Annotated in this window: 18 protein-coding genes and 1 riboswitch; of the genes, 11 read left to right on the top strand and 7 right to left on the bottom strand. The window is 38.3% G+C overall.

Annotation, left to right across the window (positions count from 1 at the left end; translation table 11 throughout):
• The 7 genes from menE (at position 1) to selD (ending at position 9,721) form a co-directional block, all read left to right on the top strand.
• Positions 1–1,359, top strand: coding sequence for an o-succinylbenzoate--CoA ligase (gene menE / locus ACPT8O_RS07755; RefSeq protein ID WP_021034987.1), 1,359 nt, complete (start codon positions 1–3; stop codon positions 1,357–1,359).
• A 41-nt stretch (positions 1,360–1,400) separates the two neighbouring features.
• Positions 1,401–4,721 carry a mechanosensitive channel MscK gene (gene mscK, locus ACPT8O_RS07750; RefSeq protein WP_021034988.1) on the top strand — a complete coding sequence of 1,107 codons (3,321 nt, stop codon included), beginning with the start codon at positions 1,401–1,403 and terminating at the stop codon, positions 4,719–4,721.
• Between the two features lie 9 nt (positions 4,722–4,730).
• On the top strand, positions 4,731–5,804 hold the full coding sequence (gene aroC / locus ACPT8O_RS07745) for a chorismate synthase (RefSeq protein ID WP_021034989.1): 1,074 nt from the start codon (positions 4,731–4,733) through the stop codon (positions 5,802–5,804).
• 171 nt (positions 5,805–5,975) lie between these two features.
• Positions 5,976–6,836 (top strand): penicillin-insensitive murein endopeptidase, encoded by an 861-nt coding sequence (gene mepA / locus ACPT8O_RS07740; protein ID WP_021034990.1) that lies wholly within the window; start codon positions 5,976–5,978, stop codon positions 6,834–6,836.
• A 17-nt stretch (positions 6,837–6,853) separates the two neighbouring features.
• Entirely contained in the window at positions 6,854–7,621 is a 768-nt protein-coding gene (locus tag ACPT8O_RS07735) for a TSUP family transporter (RefSeq protein WP_042593606.1), read from the top strand.
• A 46-nt stretch (positions 7,622–7,667) separates the two neighbouring features.
• A complete protein-coding gene (lpxM, locus tag ACPT8O_RS07730) occupies positions 7,668–8,624 on the top strand; it encodes a lauroyl-Kdo(2)-lipid IV(A) myristoyltransferase (protein ID WP_425623321.1) in 957 nt (318 codons plus the stop codon).
• Between the two features lie 56 nt (positions 8,625–8,680).
• On the top strand, positions 8,681–9,721 hold the full coding sequence (gene selD, locus ACPT8O_RS07725) for a selenide, water dikinase SelD (protein ID WP_080228106.1): 1,041 nt from the start codon (positions 8,681–8,683) through the stop codon (positions 9,719–9,721).
• A gap of 51 nt (positions 9,722–9,772) precedes the next feature.
• Here the strand turns inward: selD and serS are convergent, their stop codons facing one another.
• Positions 9,773–11,062 (bottom strand): serine--tRNA ligase, encoded by a 1,290-nt coding sequence (serS, locus tag ACPT8O_RS07720; protein WP_021034994.1) that lies wholly within the window; start codon positions 11,060–11,062, stop codon positions 9,773–9,775.
• A gap of 558 nt (positions 11,063–11,620) precedes the next feature.
• Between serS and ACPT8O_RS07715 the strand changes: the two genes are divergently transcribed.
• The gene (locus tag ACPT8O_RS07715) at positions 11,621–11,839 is read left to right on the top strand and encodes a YdcH family protein (RefSeq protein ID WP_005630674.1); all 219 of its coding nucleotides are present in this window, start codon (positions 11,621–11,623) and stop codon (positions 11,837–11,839) included.
• 46 nt (positions 11,840–11,885) lie between these two features.
• Here ACPT8O_RS07715 and ACPT8O_RS07710 read toward each other — a convergent pair whose 3' ends face one another.
• The 3 genes from ACPT8O_RS07710 to ACPT8O_RS07700 all read right to left on the bottom strand — a co-directional run bounded on the left by ACPT8O_RS07710 (position 11,886) and on the right by ACPT8O_RS07700 (position 14,526).
• Positions 11,886–12,365, bottom strand: coding sequence for a threonine/serine exporter family protein (locus tag ACPT8O_RS07710; protein ID WP_005628250.1), 480 nt, complete (start codon positions 12,363–12,365; stop codon positions 11,886–11,888).
• 1 nt (position 12,366) lies between these two features.
• Positions 12,367–13,137: a threonine/serine ThrE exporter family protein gene (locus ACPT8O_RS07705; RefSeq protein WP_021034996.1), complete on the bottom strand. Its 771-nt coding sequence runs from the start codon at positions 13,135–13,137 to the stop codon at positions 12,367–12,369.
• 126 nt (positions 13,138–13,263) lie between these two features.
• Positions 13,264–14,526: an HlyC/CorC family transporter gene (locus ACPT8O_RS07700; RefSeq protein ID WP_041175307.1), complete on the bottom strand. Its 1,263-nt coding sequence runs from the start codon at positions 14,524–14,526 to the stop codon at positions 13,264–13,266.
• A gap of 12 nt (positions 14,527–14,538) precedes the next feature.
• Between ACPT8O_RS07700 and ACPT8O_RS07695 the strand changes: the two genes are divergently transcribed.
• Both ACPT8O_RS07695 and ffh read left to right on the top strand, forming a co-directional pair.
• Entirely contained in the window at positions 14,539–14,706 is a 168-nt protein-coding gene (locus ACPT8O_RS07695) for a hypothetical protein (protein ID WP_021034998.1), read from the top strand.
• A 99-nt stretch (positions 14,707–14,805) separates the two neighbouring features.
• The gene (gene ffh / locus ACPT8O_RS07690; RefSeq protein WP_021034999.1) at positions 14,806–16,194 is read left to right on the top strand and encodes a signal recognition particle protein; all 1,389 of its coding nucleotides are present in this window, start codon (positions 14,806–14,808) and stop codon (positions 16,192–16,194) included.
• A gap of 55 nt (positions 16,195–16,249) precedes the next feature.
• Here ffh and ACPT8O_RS07685 read toward each other — a convergent pair whose 3' ends face one another.
• Both ACPT8O_RS07685 and queC read right to left on the bottom strand, forming a co-directional pair.
• Positions 16,250–17,005: a Nif3-like dinuclear metal center hexameric protein gene (locus tag ACPT8O_RS07685; protein WP_021035000.1), complete on the bottom strand. Its 756-nt coding sequence runs from the start codon at positions 17,003–17,005 to the stop codon at positions 16,250–16,252.
• Between the two features lie 201 nt (positions 17,006–17,206).
• The gene (gene queC / locus ACPT8O_RS07680) at positions 17,207–17,899 is read right to left on the bottom strand and encodes a 7-cyano-7-deazaguanine synthase QueC (protein ID WP_021035001.1); all 693 of its coding nucleotides are present in this window, start codon (positions 17,897–17,899) and stop codon (positions 17,207–17,209) included.
• 1 nt (position 17,900) lies between these two features.
• A riboswitch (PreQ1 riboswitch) is annotated at positions 17,901–17,945 on the bottom strand.
• A 111-nt stretch (positions 17,946–18,056) separates the two neighbouring features.
• Between queC and ACPT8O_RS07675 the strand changes: the two genes are divergently transcribed.
• Positions 18,057–18,200 carry a hypothetical protein gene (locus tag ACPT8O_RS07675; protein ID WP_021035002.1) on the top strand — a complete coding sequence of 48 codons (144 nt, stop codon included), beginning with the start codon at positions 18,057–18,059 and terminating at the stop codon, positions 18,198–18,200.
• A gap of 50 nt (positions 18,201–18,250) precedes the next feature.
• Here ACPT8O_RS07675 and ACPT8O_RS07670 read toward each other — a convergent pair whose 3' ends face one another.
• Entirely contained in the window at positions 18,251–19,282 is a 1,032-nt protein-coding gene (locus tag ACPT8O_RS07670; RefSeq protein ID WP_021035003.1) for a branched-chain amino acid aminotransferase, read from the bottom strand.
• Between the last annotated feature and the right edge of the window lie 332 nt (positions 19,283–19,614).

The following is a 19,614-nucleotide window of genomic DNA, read 5'->3' as shown; positions in this document are numbered from 1 at the left end:
ATGTATCCTTGGCAAGATTTTGCTATTCAACCTGATTTCTCAAATAAAATCGCTTTGCATACTACGCAGGGCGATGTGCTTACTTGGATAGAATTGACTACAAAGATTAACCAAACAGTGGCTTTTTTACAAAAAAAAGGCGTAAATGCGGAAAGTGTGGTTGCTTTTGTGGGAAAAAATTCAGAGAAAATTTTATTTTTATATCTGGCGACAATTCAGCTTGGTGCAAAAGTTTTAGGCATAAACCCTGCTTTTCCACAAGAAAAAATTGCAAAATTATGTGAGTTTTATCAAATTGATTTTTGTTTTTATGATAAAGATTTACTGAATTTGCAAGAAATTGGTGTTTTTACACAAAAAGCTGATTTCTTTCGCCCTGCAACAATGACGCTAACGTCTGGTTCTACAGGCTTACCAAAAGCAGTTGTGCATAATGTCCAAGCGCATTTGGATAATGCAAAAGGGGTATGTAACTTAATGAAGTTTGATTGTAATCAATCTTGGTTACTTTCATTACCCTTATATCACGTTTCAGGGCAAGGTATTGTTTGGCGTTGGTTATATTGCGGTGCACAATTACATTTCCCAGAAGATGATTTTTATGCTTCATTATTAAAGACGACCCACGTTTCTCTTGTGCCAACGCAATTACAGCGTTTATTAGATTATTTACAGGAAAATCCGAGCATTTCATTTGCTACACGCCATATTTTACTGGGCGGTGCGCATATTCCGACAGAACTTACACAAAAAATGGTAAAATATGGCATTAAAACTTATTCTGGTTATGGAATGACGGAAATGGCTTCGACAGTTTTTGCCAAACAATCTGATAAAAAACAAGGCGTAGGGCAACCGCTCTTAGGTAGAGAGTATTGTTTAGTAAATGATGAAATTTGGCTGAAAGGTGCAGGTTTGGCGATGGGTTATTGGAAAGATCGACAAATTGTTCCATTAACGAATAACCAAGGCTGGATTCAGACAAAAGATAAAGGCATTTGGCAAGAGGGCGAACTGGTTATTATCGGACGACTTGATAATATGTTTATTTCAGGTGGCGAAAATATTCAGCCAGAAGAAATTGAACAAGTGATTATTCAACATTCTTCAGTTAATCAAGTGTTTGTTTTACCACAAAAAAACAAAGAATTTGGTCAGCGTCCTGTCGCTTTAGTGGATTTTAATGAACCCTTTAGCAAAAGTGCGGTTGAAAATTTAATGTTTTTTTTACAAGATAAACTTGCACGTTTTAAACAACCTATTGCATATTATCCTTTGCCACTGATGCTTGAGAAAGGCATTAAGATCTCACGTAAACAGCTTGCTGATTGGCTGGCAAAGCGAGATGAGATAAATTAATTTACCATTTAGATTAGGGAAAAATAATGATTAGGAAACTTATGAAAACACCTCCATTTTTTACCGCACTTTTTGCCTCGGCAATGTTTACCCTTAGCGTTTCGCAAGGGGTATTGGCGGCAAATTCAACAAATGTATTACCAACGGAGCAATCGCTTAAAGCCGATTTGGCTAACGCTCAAAAAATGAGTGAGGGGGAGGCAAAAAATAGGTTGTTAGCAGAATTACAAACATCAATTGATTTATTGCAGCAAATTCAAGCTCAACAAAAAATCAATGATGCATTGCAAACAACATTAAGCCATTCAGAGAGTGAAATTAGAAAGAATAATGCAGAAATTCAAGCATTAAAAAAACAACAAGAAACGGCAACAAGTACTGATTATAATGCGCAATCACAGGACTATTTACAAAATAGTCTCACTAAGTTAAATGATCAATTACAAGATACGCAAAACGCATTAAGCACAGTAAATGCACAATTGGCAGGGCAAAGTTCTATTTCTGAACGAGCACAAGCGGCATTAACAGAAAATGTTGTACGCACACAGCAAATCAATCAACAATTAGCCAATAATGATATTGGTAGCATATTGCGAAAACAATATCAGATTGAATTACAACTGATTGATTTAAAGAATAGTTATAATCAAAATTTATTAAAAAATAATGATCAGCTTTCTTTACTCTATCAAAGCCGTTATGACCTATTGAATTTACGTTTGCAAGTACAGCAGCAAAATATTATTGCGATTCAAGAAGTCATTAATCAAAAAAATCTTCAGCAATCACAAAATCAAGTAGAACAAGCTCAGCAACAGCAAAAAACTGTGCAAAATGATTACATTCAAAAAGAACTTGATCGCAATGCACAGCTTGGTCAGTATTTATTACAACAAACAGAAAAAGCGAATTCATTAACTCAAGATGAGTTAAGAATGCGGAATATTTTAGATAGCCTCACTCAAACTCAACGTACTATTGATGAACAAATTAGTGCATTACAAGGCACGTTAGTTCTTTCACGTATTATCCAGCAACAAAAACAAAAATTACCGACTAACTTAAATATCCAAGGTTTATCAAAACAAATTGCCGATTTGCGTGTACATATTTTTGACATTACTCAAAAACGCAATGAACTTTATGATCTAGATAACTATATTAATAAAGTTGAAAGTGAAGATGGAAAACAATTTACTGAGGCAGAAAGAACGCAAGTTAAAACGCTATTAACTGAGCGTCGGAAAATGACATCTGATCTGATTAAATCTTTAAATAATCAATTAAATCTCGCGATTTCTTTGGAATTAACACAGCTGCAAATTACACAAATCAGTGATCAAATTCAATCTAAATTAGAGCAGCAAAGTTTTTGGGTGAAAAGTAATAATCCTATTAATTTAGATTGGGTAAAAATGCTGCCAAGAGCTTTAATTGAACAGTTTAATGGTATGTTGAAAAAATTAGGTTTTCCAACTAATTATGACAATTTACCTTATTTGCTGATGTATTTCTTAGGATTATTTATTGTAGGCGGTGCAATTTTTAAATTTAAAAATCGTATTAAACAACAATTAAACAAAATTAATCGTGAAATACATCGCTTAGATACAGATAGTCAGTGGAGTACTCCACTTGCCCTGTTATTAACTGCGTTTTTAACGCTTTCTAGTACACTTTGGTTTTTAGCAGTTTGCCAAATGATCGGCTTCTTTTTCTTCAAAAATCCAGAAGAATTTTGGCATTGGTCATTTAGTATGGCGGGTTATTGGTGGTTCTTTACATTTTGGATTTCATTGTTCCGTCCAAATGGTATTTTTGTTAATCATTTTGAATCTTCAAAAGAGAATGCACAACGTTTTCGTGGTGTTATCCAACGCATTATTATTGTGATTGTATTGCTTTTAAATACTTCTGTGTTTAGCAATGTCACTGATGCAGGTTTAGCTAATGATGTGTTAGGTCAAATTAATACTATTACAGCTCTAATTTTCTGTGCGGCGATTATTGCCCCTCGCTTTAATCGAGTACTTCGCTCTTATGAACCTGAAACAAATAAACATCATTGGTTAATAAGAATTGTACAAATTGGTTTAAGATTAATTCCTGTGGGACTAATCGTACTTATTGTTTTAGGCTATTATTACACTGCTTTAAATTTAATTGAGCATTTTATTCATTCTTATATTGCTTGGTGTGTATGGTGGTTAGTACGTAATACGATTTACCGTGGTATTACGGTTTCTTCTCGTCGTTTAGCACATCGCCGTTTAGCAGAAAAACGTCGTCAAAAAGCACTTGAAAATAATTATGAAAATATTTCCTCTGATGATGTGGTTGCAGTGGGAGAGCCAGAGGAAGGTTTAGCGTTAAATGATGTGCGTAGCCAATTATTACGTTTTGTAGATCTCTTTATTTGGACAGCATTATTGGGGATTTTCTACTATGTATGGTCAGATTTAGTCACAGTAGTGAGCTATTTACGTGAAATTACACTTTGGCAACAAACCACGACAACCGATGCTGGCACTGTAATGGAAAGCATTACTTTATTTAATCTTCTTGTTGCTTTGGTTATCCTAGGAATTACTTATGTGTTGGTTCGTAATATTTCAGGTATTTTGGAAGTATTAATTTTCTCTCGCATGAATCTTTCACAAGGTACGCCTTATACGATTACGACATTGCTCACTTATATTTTTATCGCCATTGGTGGTGCGTGGGCATTTGCAACCTTAGGAATGTCTTGGTCAAAATTACAATGGTTATTTGCCGCACTTTCCGTTGGTCTTGGTTTTGGTATGCAAGAAATTTTTGCAAACTTTGTGTCGGGCATTATTTTGCTATTTGAACGCCCAATCCGAGTTGGCGATGTCGTAACCATTAATGGAGTGAGCGGTACTGTAGCGAAAATTCGTATTCGTGCAATTACATTAATTGATTTTGATCGCAAAGAAATTATTGTGCCAAATAAATCTTTTGTGACAGGTCAAGTAACCAATTGGGCATTATCTAGCACGATGACACGTTTAGTGATTAGTGTTGGTGTTGCTTATGGTTCTGATTTAACACTCGTTCGTCAATTATTACTTCAAGCAGCTGATGAACAGCCGACTGTTTTACGCGATCCTAAACCATCTGCTTATTTTTTAACTTTTGGTGCAAGTACTTTGGATCACGAATTACGTGTTTATGTAGAACAAGTTGGAGATCGTACCAGTACTACAGATGCTATTAATCGCCGTATTAATGAATTATTTGCAGAACATAATATTGATATTGCCTTTAATCAATTAGATGTATTTATCAAAAATAATGACACTGGCGAAGAAATTCCCTTTGTTGATGTAAAAAAATAAGGGGAAATTATGGCAGGTAATACAATTGGACAACTTTTTCGTGTGACGACCTTTGGGGAGTCACATGGGATTGCATTAGGCTGTATCGTTGATGGGGTACCGCCAAATCTCGAATTATCTGAGAAAGATATTCAGCCAGATTTAGATCGTCGTAAACCCGGTACATCTCGATATACCACGCCGCGTCGTGAAGACGATGAAGTTCAAATTTTATCTGGTGTGTTTGAAGGAAAAACTACAGGCACAAGTATTGGGATGATCATTAAAAATGCTGATCAGCGTTCTCAAGATTATGGCGAGATTAAAGATCGTTTTCGCCCTGGTCATGCAGACTTTACCTATCAGCAAAAATATGGCATCCGTGATTACCGTGGCGGTGGGCGTTCTTCAGCGCGTGAAACAGCGATGCGAGTTGCAGCGGGAGCGATTGCAAAAAAATATTTACGCGAACATTTTGGTATTGAAGTCCGTGGTTTTTTAAGTCAAATCGGTCATGTGAAAATTTCGCCACAGACCATCGGAGAAATTGATTGGGAAAAGGTAAACAGCAATCCATTCTTTTGCCCCGATGAAAGTGCGGTAGAAAAATTCGATGAATTGATCCGTGAACTTAAAAAAGAAGGAGATTCTATTGGTGCAAAACTTACTGTTATTGCAGAAAATGTACCTGTAGGATTGGGCGAGCCAGTATTTGACCGTTTAGATGCAGATCTTGCTCACGCATTAATGGGAATTAATGCAGTAAAAGGCGTCGAAATTGGTGATGGTTTTGCTGTAGTTGAGCAACGAGGTTCGGAACATCGTGATGAAATGGCACCTAATGGCTTTGAAAGTAATCACGCAGGCGGCATTTTAGGCGGAATTAGTTCAGGACAGCCAATTATCGCCACGATTGCGTTAAAACCAACTTCAAGTATTACAATTTCTGGTCGTTCAATTAATCTTAATGGAGACCCCGTAGAAGTTGTAACAAAAGGTCGTCACGATCCTTGTGTGGGTATTCGTGCTGTACCCATCGCAGAAGCAATGATGGCGATTGTCTTATTAGATCATCTATTACGTTTTAAGGCACAGTGTAAATAATCTTAGTATAAGATGGGAGTCTGTGCCTAGGGTAGGTATACCCTAGGTTAGTTTGATGTTACCCCTTTGGGGTAAGTGGAAAGTTCCCCAAAGGGGAACTATTTTTCTAACCGTGGGTATACTTACCCACGGCAAAACCTAAGATATGCTTACCCATAGCAAAACTTTAGAATGAATAAAATTTTATTAAAAACAACCATAATTTTTACCGCACTTTTCTCTCTGAACGTTGCTGCGTCTCCTCTAGATTGGCAAAAAGTGAAACGTCCAATACCAAGTGGCGATGGGAAAGCAAAACCTATTGGTAGTTATACCAATGGATGTATTATTGGGGCGCAAGCACTACCGCCGAAAGGAGACGGTTACCAAGTTATTCGTATGAATCGCAATCGTTATTATGGTCATCCAAATATGATTCAGTATCTTGAACGTTTGGGACAACGTGCTAAAGCTGCTGGGTTACCAACGATGTTAGTGGGCGATATTGCCATGCCAGGTGGTGGACGATTTTTAACGGGTCATGCTAGCCATCAGATGGGATTAGATGCGGATATTTGGTTAAGAATGGGCGAAATGTCAGATGCCGATGCACTGAATTCTGATGGTAAAGGTTTATTAGTTGTGGATAGAAAGGCACAACGAGTGGATGAACGCGTATGGAATAGCAATCATGCGACGTTAATCAAATTAGCCGCGCAAGATCCAAATGTGACACGTATTTTTGTTAATCCTGCGATTAAGGTAAAATTATGTCAAACTGCTGGCAATGATCGCGGCTGGTTACACAAAGTTCGTCCTTGGTATGGACACGACTCTCATTTTCATGTTCGTTTAACTTGCCCAGCAGATGCGTCTTATTGTGAAAATCAAGCACCCGTTCCTCCCAGTGATGGTTGTGGAGACGAATTATATTCTTGGTTTGAGCCACCAAAAACAGGTGCTTCAGTGAGCAAACCTAAAGTTACACCACCTGAGCCGTTTTTGTGCCAACAAATTTTAAATTCCCCGAATCGGAATGAATGGTTAGAATAGAATTAAGGTAAATCAATATGGATATCGGAATTGATCTTTTAGCAATATTGTTTTGTGTTGGTTTTGTCGCATCATTTATCGATGCAATTGCTGGTGGTGGGGGATTAATCACCATTCCAGCGTTGCTCATGACTGGTATGCCGCCAGCAATGGCGTTAGGCACTAACAAATTGCAAGCTATGGGCGGTGCATTATCCGCAAGTCTTTATTTCTTGCGAAAAAGAGCGGTCAATTTACGCGATATTTGGTTTATTTTGATTTGGGTTTTCTTAGGTTCTGCCCTAGGTACATTATTAATTCAATCAATTGACGTGGCGATTTTCAGAAAAATTCTGCCTTTTCTGATTTTAGTCATTGGTCTGTATTTTTTATTTACCCCTAAATTAGGTGATGAAGATCGGAAACAACGATTAAGTTATCTGTTATTTGGTCTTTTAATTAGCCCATTTTTAGGTTTTTATGATGGCTTCTTTGGCCCAGGAACGGGCTCAATTATGAGTTTGGCCTGTGTTACTTTGCTAGGATTTAATCTCCCGAAAGCGACAGCACATGCAAAAGTGATGAACTTCACTTCGAACCTTGCTTCTTTTGCACTTTTCTTATTGGGCGGACAAATTCTTTGGAAAGTGGGTTTCGTGATGATGGCTGGGAGCATTTTAGGTGCAAATTTAGGCGCCAAAATGGTGATGACGAAAGGTAAAACCTTGATTCGACCGATGGTTGTTATCATGTCTTTTATGATGACGGCCAAAATGGTTTACGATCAGGGTTGGTTTCATTTTTAATTCGGAAAGCGCACAAAAGTGCGGTTAAAATTAATTTCATTTTATTATGTCGGATAATCAACAAAATTTACGTCTGACGGCGAGAGTGGGCTATGAAGCGTACTTTTCATGGTCGTATTTAAAGCCTCAATATTGGGGAATTTGGCTCGGTATTTTCTTTTTATTGTTGTTAGCATTTGTGCCTTTTCGTCTGCGCGATAAATTGGCGGGAAAATTAGGTATTTGGATTGGGCATAAAGCAAAGAAACAGCGTACGCGCGCGCAAACTAACTTGCAATATTGCTTTCCTCATTGGACTGAACAACAACGTGAGCAAGTCATTGATAAAATGTTTGCGGTTGTCGCTCAGGTTATGTTTGGTATTGGTGAGATTGCCATCCGTTCAAAGAAACATTTGCAAAAACGTAGCGAATTTATCGGTCTTGAACATATCGAACAGGCAAAAGCTGAAGGCAAGAATATTATTCTTATGGTGCCACATGGCTGGGCAATTGATGCCTCAGGCATTATTTTGCACATTCAAGGTATGCCAATGACTTCTATGTATAATCCACACCGTAATCCATTGGCGGATTGGCTTTGGACGATTACACGCCAACGTTTCGGCGGAAAAATGCATGCTCGCCAAAATGGTATTAAACCCTTTTTAAATCATGTTCGTAAAGGCGAAATGGGTTATTACTTACCCGATGAAGATTTTGGTGCGGAGCAAAGCGTATTTGTTGATTTCTTTGGGACTTATAAAGCGACATTGCCAGGATTAAATAAAATGGCAAAACTTTCTAAAGCCGTTGTCATTCCAATGTTTCCTCGTTATAACGCTGAAACCGGCAAATATGAAATGGAAATTCATCCTGCAATGAATTTAAGCGATGATCCTGAACAATCAGCCCGAGCAATGAACGAAGAAATAGAATCTTTTGTTACGCCAACGCCAGAGCAATATGTTTGGATTTTGCAATTATTGCGTACAAGGAAAGATGGCGAAGATCTTTATGATTAAGAATAGGTTTAAACGTCATATTCTCGAAAACGAATATTCAACAAGGTAAATAAGAAATGGAAGAAAAAATTCGGCTGACGCAATACAGCCATGGTGCAGGTTGAGGCTGTAAAATTTCGCCTAAGGTGTTAGGGACAATTTTACATTCAGAACTGGAAAAATTTTATGATCCAAATCTGCTCGTCGGCAATGAAACCGCAGACGATGCAGCGGTGTATGATCTTGGGAATGGAACTGCGATTATCAGTACCACAGACTTTTTCATGCCGATTGTAGATGATCCTTTTGATTTTGGACGAATTGCCGCAACCAATGCCATCAGTGATATTTTTGCTATGGGCGGTAAGCCGATTATGGGAATCGCTATTTTAGGTTTTCCAACTAATGTATTACCTGCAGAAGTTGCACAGAAAATTGTTGATGGCGGTCGCTTTGCTTGCCATCAAGCGGGTATTGCTTTGGCGGGTGGACATTCCATTGATTCACCCGAACCTATTTTTGGTTTAGCGGTGACAGGCGTGATTGACACTGAAAAAGTGAAACGTAATGCTTCTGCAAAATCAGGTTGTAAGCTTTATATGACGAAACCGCTTGGTATCGGTATTTTGACGACGGCGGAGAAAAAAGGAAAACTTAAGCCAGAACATCAAGGTTTAGCCACTGCCGCTATGTTCCAAATGAATTCCATTGGCAGCCAATTTTCCCAAGTGGATGGCGTAACAGCAATGACGGATGTCACAGGATTTGGTTTACTTGGTCATTTAATTGAAATCTGTGAAGGTTCAAATCTAAGTGCGGTAGTTTTTGCGGACAAAATTAAAACCTTGGACGGCGTAAAAGATTATATTGCTCAAGGTTGCGTCCCCGGAGGAACAGGGCGTAATCTTGAAAGTTATGGGCATAAAGTGGGTGTATTAACGGAAGAACAAAAAGCGATTTTGTGTGATCCTCAAACATCAGGCGGTTTATTAGTGGCAGTTGAGCCTAATAGCGTTCAAACGGTCATTGAAATAGCCAAAGATGCGGGCATTGATTTATATGAAGTAGGTGAATTAAAATCTAAATCAGAATCCGATGTCGCTGTTGAAATAGCTTAATAAAAAAGCGTGGAAATTTTAAAATCCACGCTTTTTTATTTTATAGAAGGATTATTTTCCGATAACGTCTAATCCGCCCATATATGGACGTAGCACTTCTGGCACGGTGATTGAACCATCGGCATTTTGATAGTTTTCAAGCACAGCTACTAAAGTACGACCAACCGCTAAGCCTGAACCATTTAAGGTATGCACTAAGTGGGTTTTCTTATCGCCTTTTGCTTTACAACGTGCTTGCATACGGCGAGCTTGGAAATCCCACATATTTGAGCAAGAAGAAATTTCACGATAAGTATTTTGTGCAGGCACCCACACTTCTAAGTCGTAAGTTTTGCAAGAACCAAAGCCCATATCGCCTGTGCAAAGTAAAACTTTACGGTATGGTAAATTTAATAATTGCAATACTTTTTCTGCGTGACCTGTTAATTCTTCAAGTGCTTCCATAGATTTATCTGGATCAACGATTTGTACCATTTCCACTTTATCAAATTGGTGCATACGAATTAAACCGCGAGTATCACGACCGTAAGAGCCTGCTTCTGAACGGAAACATGGCGTATGTGCGGTCATTTTTATTGGCAATTCTGCTTCATCAATAATTACATCACGCACTAAATTAGTGACTGGTACTTCTGCGGTTGGAATTAATGCGTAAGGTTGTTCGCCTTCTAAAGCAAGCGTATGGAATAAATCTTCCCCAAATTTTGGTAATTGCCCAGTGCCATAAAGTGTGGCGTGATTCACTAAATAAGGCACATAGGTTTCTAAATAGCCGTGCTGTTCAGTATGAAGATCTAACATAAATTGCGCTAATGCACGGTGCATTTTAGCGATTTGACCTTTCATTACGGCAAAACGCGCACCAGCTAATTTAGCTCCTGCGGCAAAATCTAAGCCATTTGCTTCTTCGCCTAAAGCCACATGATCTTTTACTTCAAAATCAAATGTACGTGGTGTGCCCCAACGTAAGATTTCTTTATTTTCGGTGTCATCTTTGCCTAATGGCACTTCGTCTGCAGGTAGATTTGGAATACTTAATACAATTTGATTGATTTCCGCAAGTACCGCATCTAATTGTGCTTTTGCTTCAGTCAATTGGTTGCCCATATTATCCACTTCAGCCAATAACGGTTCGATATCTTCACCACGTGCTTTCGCAGCACCAATAGCTTTTGAACGAGTATTACGTTCAGCTTGTAAGTTTTCGGTAGTGATTTGTAAGTTTTTGCGCTGATCTTCTAACGCAGTGAGTTTTTCCGTATCAAGAATAAAGTTGCGTTTTACTTTTAATTTTTCTGCGACTTCGGATAAATTATTACGGAGCAAATTTGGATCGATCATAGAATTTCCTTACTTTTTTCGTTGAAATGAAAATAGCCTTATTCTAGCGTGCTTTCTTTAAATAAACCAGTTTAAAAGCCAGCGGATAAAAATAAAGAAAAATTGACCGCACTTTGTGTTAGAATCCACGCTCCATTTAGTCTGAATTTTAGGTAAATTATGAGAAAATTTATTCTTTCTTTTCTGTTTATGCTTATCGGTGGTGGGCTAGGTTTTGCGGGGAAGTGTTTTCATCTCACAAAATAAATTGAAGATGATGCAATCTATTCAAGCGTTAGGTAATAATTTGGTGGCATTTCATTTTGTATAACAATCTAATCTTGTGATGTTAGAGAAACATTATGTTATTTCAATGGGGGGGCTGGCTTTGGAATTATGTTTAGTTTGTTAGCGATGCTGATTTTAGGTACTGGAAGAAAGAAAAAAGCAAGAGAGTAAAGGATAATTTTCGATAAATAAATTTTTGTGATCGTTGTCAAATTTTTAAGATCCTGTTCTGTTTATTTGGGGTGAATGTAGTAAACTTAAACCAGTTAAAACCACTATAGGAGCAATGCTATGTTTCCCGAATATCGAGACTTAATTACCAAGCTTAAAAGTAATGATGCTTATTTTGATCGTCTTTTTGAAAAGCATAACGAATTAGATCATGAAATTAAGAATATGCAGGAAAACATTCAGCTCGCTACTCATATGGAAATTGAGGCTTTGAAAAAAGAAAAATTACGGATTAAAGATGAGCTTTATGAATATCTCAAGAAAAAATCACAAGAATAGTAGAAAGCCGACAAAATGTCGGCTTTTTTGTTGCACCGTTTTAGTGTTATACAACAGGTTTTTGCCGATAAAACAATAAGCCCGGTAAAGCTAATCCAAATACAATTGCGCCTAAGATAAAACTGGTATTAATAAAGGAGCTAATCATTTGTTCAAATAAAGCATCAGAAAAACCAAAGTGATGAATTTGTACCATTGAAATCATTGCTTTATAAGCATGAACACCGGGGATCATGGGGATAATTGCCGCAACGGTGAAGGCTTTGGGATGGGCTAAATAACGATGGGAAAGATGCACGCCTAAAAATCCAATTACGCAAGTGGCAAAGAAGGTGGCAAATACAATAGGCATATTAATATGCAGTAATAATGTGCGTGTCACATGCCCAAGTGCGGCTAAAATTGCACAATATTTTAAGGCCTTGGGCGGCACATTAAATACTAAAGCAAAGCCCACCGCTGGAATTGCGGCAAATAACATATCATCGAGTAATTTCAATATAAATATTGTGATATCTAATAACATTTTAATGCCCCCAAGTTGTAATATGTAATACGCTCAAAGCAAATACAATGCCAAGACATGCGCCAAAAGTGAGAATAGTGGCAATCGTCCAACGACCTAATCCCATATTCACATAACCTTTTAATATATCCGCCAAAGAATTAATCAGAGGAAACCCTGGTACAAGTAATAACACACTAGACGCTAAAGCAATTTGAGGATCATTACCTAAGTTATATTTCAAGCTAACGCCAGAAATCAGTGAGGCAACAAAGGACGTGATAGAAAAAACAATGATGGGATTATAGTGCCGTTTTGAAAACTCTTGCCGCACAAACATTGCTATGGCTGCTGCCACAAAGGTAATGCCACAAATTATCCAATCTCCGCCAGATAAATGAGCAAACGCCGCACAAGATAAGCCTATCATGAATACAATCAACCATCGGTTATATTTAAGCGGTTTTAATTGATTCAGTTTTCTTTGTGCGATTTCTAAGTCATACAAATGATGCTCAACAGCAATCACAATACGTTGAACATCAGTGACCATTTGCATATTAATGCCTTTATCTGTATTTTTTCGTGCGGTGGTAATGCAATGATTATCGGATAAGGTCGTCAGCACCACTGCATTTGCCGTAAGCGCACATTCTACACTTTCTACGCCAAGTGCTACGCCTAAACGCTGCGCCATTTGCACCACTACGGTACTTTCTGCCCCATGTTGTAACAAGAGCAATGCTGTTTGTACGCATACGCGAGTCACCGCCCGTTGATATTCGTGTTCCATATCCTTGTTCTCTATCAAAATATACCTAGAAAGAATTATAAAAATCTTTTCTAAAAAATGCGCAAAAAAGAACCGCACTTGTGATCCAAGTCAAAAGTGCGGTTTAATTTGTCGGAGTTTTTATGATTAAAGTTTTACTACTTTCGCTTGTTTAATCATATTATCGCCCACTTCAAGAATGGTAATTTGCAAGCCATCAATTTCGCAAACCGTGCCTTCATCGGGAATTTCTTCTAAGTGTTCTAGGATTAAACCATTAAAGGTTCGGGCATCTTCGGTATCAAGTTCCCAGCCGAACATTTTGTTGAGATCGCGTAGGTTGGCAGAGCCATCGATAATCATTGAACCATCAGACTGTTGAATTACTTCTTCGTCAATGCTTGGGGCGGTGGAAGTGGTAAAATCTCCAACGATTTCTTCCAAAATATCTTCCAAAGTTACAAGACCTTTAATATCGCCGTATTCATCCACAACTAAGCCAATGCGTTCTTTATTTGCACGGAAATTTGCAAGTTGCGTTTTTAATGGCGTGCTTTCAGGAATGAAATACACTTCATCTGCGGCACGAATTAAGGTTTCTTTGGTAAATTCATTTTTTTCAAGCAGTAAGCGGAATGCTTCACGCACGCGCAAAATGCCAAGCACTTGTTCATCAAGACTGCCTTTATAAAGTACAACACGATTGTGTGCGGCGTGATTGAGCTGGCGCATAATAGCTCTCCAATCATCATCAATATTTATACCGCCGATTTCGTTGCGGGGAACCATAATGTCATCAACAGTGACTGTTTCCATATCCAAAATAGACAGTAACATTTGTGGATGTTGTTCATTTGGCGTTGCTTCGCCCGCCTCTGACACAATGCTACGCAGTTCTTCACTACTAATCACTTGTTTTTGCATATCAAGTTTTAACCCTACTATTTGCATCAAGGATTTAGTAAAAATATTCATTAACCAAACGAGCGGATAAAAGATTTTAAGCAATGAAGTTAAAATATGACTTGAAAAAAAACTGACTTTTTCTGCGTGCATCGCTGCCACAGTTTTAGGGAAGATTTCAGAAAATACGAGCATCACGAAAGTGAGCAAACCCGTTGCAATCGCCACGCCGACATCGCCATATAAACGCATACCAATGACTGTTGCAATTGCCGATGCACTGATATTCACAAGGTTATTAAAAATAAGAATAAAACTTAACAAGGTATCTGGCTTTTCGAGCAGTTTTTCCGCTTTTTTCGCGCCTTTATTGCCTTGTTCAGATAGAAAATGAAGACGATATTTATTGAGGGAGAGTAGTCCAGTTTCTGAACCAGAAAAATAGGCAGATAACACTAAACAGATAATAAGAATAATAAATAAAGTACTAAGGGGAATGCTATCCAAGAGAAAATCCTTTTGTTCGTTAATCAACAAAAAGTGCGGTCATTTTTTACCGCACTTTTTACCTGTTATTTGATTTTGCTAAATCAAATGGCTACTCAAATAGCCAAGAGTGAGCAGAATGATACCCGAAATTGGCTAAATAATCATTCTTTTTCCTTATCTCGTATGCTTTCTTCATGAAATCGCCTACTCAAAAAGTCATTTTCATTTGAAATGATGAAAAACGACTAAATTTCGGTATAATCAGCGCAATTTTTTAAGAAAACAGGATTGTTAGCCATGTTTGAGAATTTATCGGATCGCCTTTCCAAAACTTTACGTAATATCACAGGAAAAGGTCGTTTAACGGAAGATAATATTAAAGAAACCTTACGCGAAGTGCGTATGGCATTACTTGAAGCAGATGTTGCCTTGCCTGTGGTGCGTGAATTTATCGCAAAAGTAAAAGAAAGCGCGCTTGGGGAAGAAGTCAATAAAAGTTTAACGCCAGGGCAAGAGTTCTTAAAAATCGTTCAGCGTGAGCTTGAAAAAGCCATGGGCGAAGCGAATGAGAGTTTAAACCTTGCAACCCAACCACCAGCAGTTATCTTAATGGCTGGTTTACAAGGGGCGGGTAAAACTAGCAGCGTGGGTAAATTGGCAAAATTCTTGCGTGAACGCCATAAAAAGAAAGTGTTAGTGGTGTCTGCTGACGTATATCGCCCTGCTGCGATTAAGCAACTTGAAACCTTGGCTCAATCCGTTGGCGTGGATTTTTTCCCATCGGATGTTAAACAAAATCCAGTTGATATTGCTAAATCGGCGCTTGCTGATGCAAAACTGAAATTCTACGATGTGTTGATTGTGGATACAGCTGGTCGCTTGCACGTTGATACAGAAATGATGGATGAAATCAAGCAAGTTCATGCAGCATTAAATCCAATTGAAACCCTTTTCACCGTTGATGCGATGACTGGTCAAGATGCAGCCAATACGGCAAAAGCCTTTAATGAAGCATTGCCGCTTACAGGTGTTATTTTGACAAAAGTGGACGGTGATGCGCGTGGTGGTGCAGCCTTATCAATTCGTCAAATCACAGGTAAACCAATCAAATTCTTGGGTGTGGGCGAGAAAACAGAAGCACTTGAGCCTTTCCATCCTGATCGTGTCGCTTCCCGTATTTTGGGCATGGGCGATGTGCTTTCCCTTATCGAAGATCTTGAACGTTCTGTTGACCGTGAAAAAGCCGAAAAAATGGCACAGAAATTCAAGAAAGGCGATGGTTTCACTTTAGATGATTTCCGCGAGCAGCTGATCGAAATGAAAAAAATGGGCGGTATGATGTCTATGCTTGAGAAATTACCTGGTGCAAAAAATTTGCCTGATCAAGTTAAAAATCAAGTGGATGACAAAATGTTTATTAAAATGGAAGCGATCATTAACTCCATGACCTTAAAAGAACGTGCAAACCCAGATATTATCAAAGGATCTCGCCGTCGTCGTATTGCATTAGGTTCTGGCACTCAAGTGCAAGATGTGAATAAATTACTTAAACAATTCGATGAAATGCAACGCATGATGAAGAAAATGCGTAAAGGCGGTATGGCTAAAATGATGCGTGGAATGCAAGGCTTAATGGGCGGAGGCTTGGGTGGTCTTGGTGGTTTAGGCGGAATGTTTAAACGATAATTTCAGAAGATAAAAGTGCGGTAAAAAAGAAATATTTTTACCGCACTTTTGTATTTTACGCTGGATTATCTATATCTTTAAATTCTACATCAAAGCCATATTCTTTCGCCAACCATTCACCTAATGCCTTGATGCCATATCGTTCTGTTGCGTGATGGCCTGCAGAGAAGAAATGTAATCCTTGCTCACGGGCAGAATGAATTGTTTGTTCTGACACTTCCCCTGTAATAAATGCGTCACAGCCTTGTTCTGCAGCAAGATCAATATAACCTTGTCCGCCACCGGTGCAGATACCAATTTTTCGGATTAGGTGCGGTCCGTTTTCAATGCAAATTAACGGTTTTCGATTTAACACTTTTTCTATTTTTTCTGCAAAGTCTTTACCTGTCATCGGTTCTTTTAATTCGCCCCAAACAGGAATACTCACAGAGCTTTTTTCTAATGGTTGTAAATTTTCAATGTCGAGCAGTTTGGCTAATTGTGCATTGTTACCTAATTCTGGGTGCACATCTAATGGCAAATGATAGCCATATAAATTAATGTCGTTCAGTAAAAGGGCTTTAATTCGCTTGCCTTTCATTCCTCGAATACAAGAGTTTTCACTTTTCCAAAAATAGCCGTGATGAACCAAAATTGCATCGGCATTTTTGCTGATTGCGTAATCAATTAGAGCCTGACTTGCCGTTACGCCAGTAATGATTTTTTTGATTTCTGTTTTACCTTCGACTTGTAAGCCGTTGGGCGCATAGTCATTGATTTTATCGGAAGAAAGTTTTTGGTTAATGAGTTGTTCAAGTTCGAGATTATTCATAATGGATAGTTGATTGGAAACAGGTGAGATATGGTACAAAATTCCAAAAAAAATGGCTAGTGCGAAAGGAGTGGGGGAATGCACTAGCCAAGTTTCATTACTATTAAATTACTATCTAGTATCTAAAACAGAATTCATTATATACATAAATTTATAGCGATCAAGAGGGATAAGAAATTTTTATTTTATTTAAAGTGCGGTTTAAATTCCTTGAGTTTTTTTACCGCACTTTTTTGCAAAATATTCTTGTAAGCCTTTATTGCGAAGAATACAGCTTGGGCATTTTCCGCATCCCCCTTCAATCCCTTCATAGCAAGTGTGCGTATGTTTTTGTACATAATCTAATACGCCTAATTCATCAGCAAGCTGCCAAGTTTGGGCTTTAGTGAGATACATTAATGGCGTTTTGATATTGAATTGATAATCCATAGCCAAATTTAAGGTAACGTTCATGGATTTGATAAATACATCTCGGCAATCGGGATAACCGCTGAAATCTGTTTCACATACGCCAGTGATAATATCTTGAATGCCTTGACCTTTCGCATAAATTGCTGCATAAAGTAAAAATAGAGCGTTGCGACCATCAACAAAAGTGTTTGGTAATTCATTCTCTTTTTTCTCAATATGCGACTGTTCATCCATTAAGGCATTATGCGTGATAGCTTTCATAACAGATGTATCAATCAAGGTTTGTTTAATACCTAAATTTTGCGCAATGGCACGCGCCTTTTCTAATTCAATAGCATGACGCTGCCCATATTGAAAGGTAATGGCTTCTACGTTTTCTTTGCCGTATTCAGCAATAGCTTGGAATAAACAAGTCGTGGAGTCTTGTCCACCTGAAAAGATGACAATCGCTTTACGATCATGGTTTGGATTGAAAATATTCATATTCTACCTAGTTTTTTATTGTAGGAGGTTTGCGAACTACGGGGGGTATTCTAGTGGGGAAGTTCTATTTTAGCAAGGCAAGTGAAATATTTTGTTGGGATATAAAGCCGTTGTGCTACAATTCGCAGGTTTTTTAATTTAGCAAAAAGGTTTACTTATGAAAAAATGGTTGTTGATTATCGCAGGCGCATTTATTATTTCAGCTTGTGCGAATAAAGATGTGTATTTTAACGGCGCAGAAGGTTCGCATTCAGGTGTTAAATTTGATAAAGATTCTCGCCAATGGGGATTGAATCAATAAAAAAGAGCGGTTAATTTCAACCACTCTTTTGGTTTTTATATTGCTAGAAATTATTCCACTTTCACAATCCAGCCTTCAGGTGCTTCGACATCACCGAATTGGATGCCTGTTAGTTCATCGTAAAGGCGACGGGTAACAGGGCCTACTTTAGTTTCTGAATAGAAAACGTGGAAGTTGCCGTGATGTTGAATACCACCTACTGGGGTAATTACAGCCGCTGTACCGCACGCACCAGCTTCAGCGAATTCGTCAAGTTGATCGATATAAACATCGCCTTCGATGGTTTCCATGCCTAAACGCTCTTTTGCGATATGTAAAAGAGAGTATTTGGTGATACTTGGTAAAATTGATTCTGATTTTGGTGTGATGAATTTATTATCTTTTGTGATCCCAAAGAAGTTTGCCGCACCGACTTCTTCAATTTTGGTGTGAGTTTTTGGATCTAAATAAATAGCATCCGCAAATTTACGTTCTGGCGTACCTTGTTCTGCCGCTAATACATGTGGCAGAAGGCTTGCTGCGTAGTTTCCGCCCACTTTTACGCCACCGGTTCCCATTGGTGCTGCACGGTCGTAATCGGTCGTGATGAAGTTTGATGGAGCCAAACCACCTTTGAAGTAAGCACCCACTGGGCAACAGAAAACAGAGAAAATAAACTCTGGTGCTGCTTTCACGCCGATATTTTCGCCCACACCAATTAAGAATGGACGTAAGTATAAGGTTGCACCAGAACCGTAAGGGCCCAACCAATCTTGGTTAGCTTTAACCACTTCTTTACACGCACGTACGAATAATTCAGTTGGTACGCGTGGCATTAAAAGACGGTCTGCGGTACGTTGCATACGTTCTGCATTCGCCTGCGGACGGAATAAGTTGATTGAGCCGTCTTTGCAACGATAAGCCTTTAAACCTTCAAAACATTGCTGACCGTAGTGAAGTGCGGTAGAACCTTCGTGAATATGTAAGGTATTGTCTGTTGTGAGTTTGCCTTCCTCCCATTTGCCCTCTTTCCAGTGAGCGATGAAACGGTAATCTGTTTTAATATAACTAAAACCAAGGTTATTCCAGTCTAAGTTTTTCATTTTGCTTCCTTTTTTTATGAAGTTATGTCGCCTAGGGTAAGTATACCCTAGGCTAGTTTTAATACTACCCCTTTGGGGGAGATAGGATGTTCCCCAAAGGGGAACCATTATTACTATAATTAGCCGTGGGTATGTTTACCCACGGTTATATATTTTTGTGAAAGTGTTGCTTAATCTACAATATTCTCTCTTTGATTAAAATAATAGATTTTCAAAATCGCTCAAATTTCAAGAAATCAACAAGGAATTGTCAAAATTGTGAAGTGGATCAGGAAATCAATATGTAATTGTGATAGAATTAGGACGAAAAAAACGCCGCTCAATGGAGCGGC

Source organism: Haemophilus sp. HN_Hi08, from assembly GCF_049824455.1.
GTDB classification, from domain to species: Bacteria; Pseudomonadota; Gammaproteobacteria; order Enterobacterales; family Pasteurellaceae; genus Haemophilus; species Haemophilus influenzae_D.
This window is presented reverse-complemented; position numbering and strand designations above follow the sequence as displayed.

Coding starts and splice junctions, on each gene's coding strand:
- menE (WP_021034987.1), top strand. CDS start 1: ATGTATCCTTGGCAAGATTTTGCTATTCAACCTGATTTCTCAAATAAA.
- mscK (WP_021034988.1), top strand. CDS start 1,401: ATGAAAACACCTCCATTTTTTACCGCACTTTTTGCCTCGGCAATGTTT.
- aroC (WP_021034989.1), top strand. CDS start 4,731: ATGGCAGGTAATACAATTGGACAACTTTTTCGTGTGACGACCTTTGGG.
- mepA (WP_021034990.1), top strand. CDS start 5,976: ATGAATAAAATTTTATTAAAAACAACCATAATTTTTACCGCACTTTTC.
- ACPT8O_RS07735 (WP_042593606.1), top strand. CDS start 6,854: ATGGATATCGGAATTGATCTTTTAGCAATATTGTTTTGTGTTGGTTTT.
- lpxM (WP_425623321.1), top strand. CDS start 7,668: ATGTCGGATAATCAACAAAATTTACGTCTGACGGCGAGAGTGGGCTAT.
- serS (WP_021034994.1), bottom strand. CDS start 11,062: ATGATCGATCCAAATTTGCTCCGTAATAATTTATCCGAAGTCGCAGAA.
- ACPT8O_RS07715 (WP_005630674.1), top strand. CDS start 11,621: ATGTTTCCCGAATATCGAGACTTAATTACCAAGCTTAAAAGTAATGAT.
- ACPT8O_RS07710 (WP_005628250.1), bottom strand. CDS start 12,365: ATGTTATTAGATATCACAATATTTATATTGAAATTACTCGATGATATG.
- ACPT8O_RS07705 (WP_021034996.1), bottom strand. CDS start 13,137: ATGGAACACGAATATCAACGGGCGGTGACTCGCGTATGCGTACAAACA.
- ffh (WP_021034999.1), top strand. CDS start 14,806: ATGTTTGAGAATTTATCGGATCGCCTTTCCAAAACTTTACGTAATATC.
- ACPT8O_RS07685 (WP_021035000.1), bottom strand. CDS start 17,005: ATGAATAATCTCGAACTTGAACAACTCATTAACCAAAAACTTTCTTCC.
- queC (WP_021035001.1), bottom strand. CDS start 17,899: ATGAATATTTTCAATCCAAACCATGATCGTAAAGCGATTGTCATCTTT.
- ACPT8O_RS07675 (WP_021035002.1), top strand. CDS start 18,057: ATGAAAAAATGGTTGTTGATTATCGCAGGCGCATTTATTATTTCAGCT.
- ACPT8O_RS07670 (WP_021035003.1), bottom strand. CDS start 19,282: ATGAAAAACTTAGACTGGAATAACCTTGGTTTTAGTTATATTAAAACA.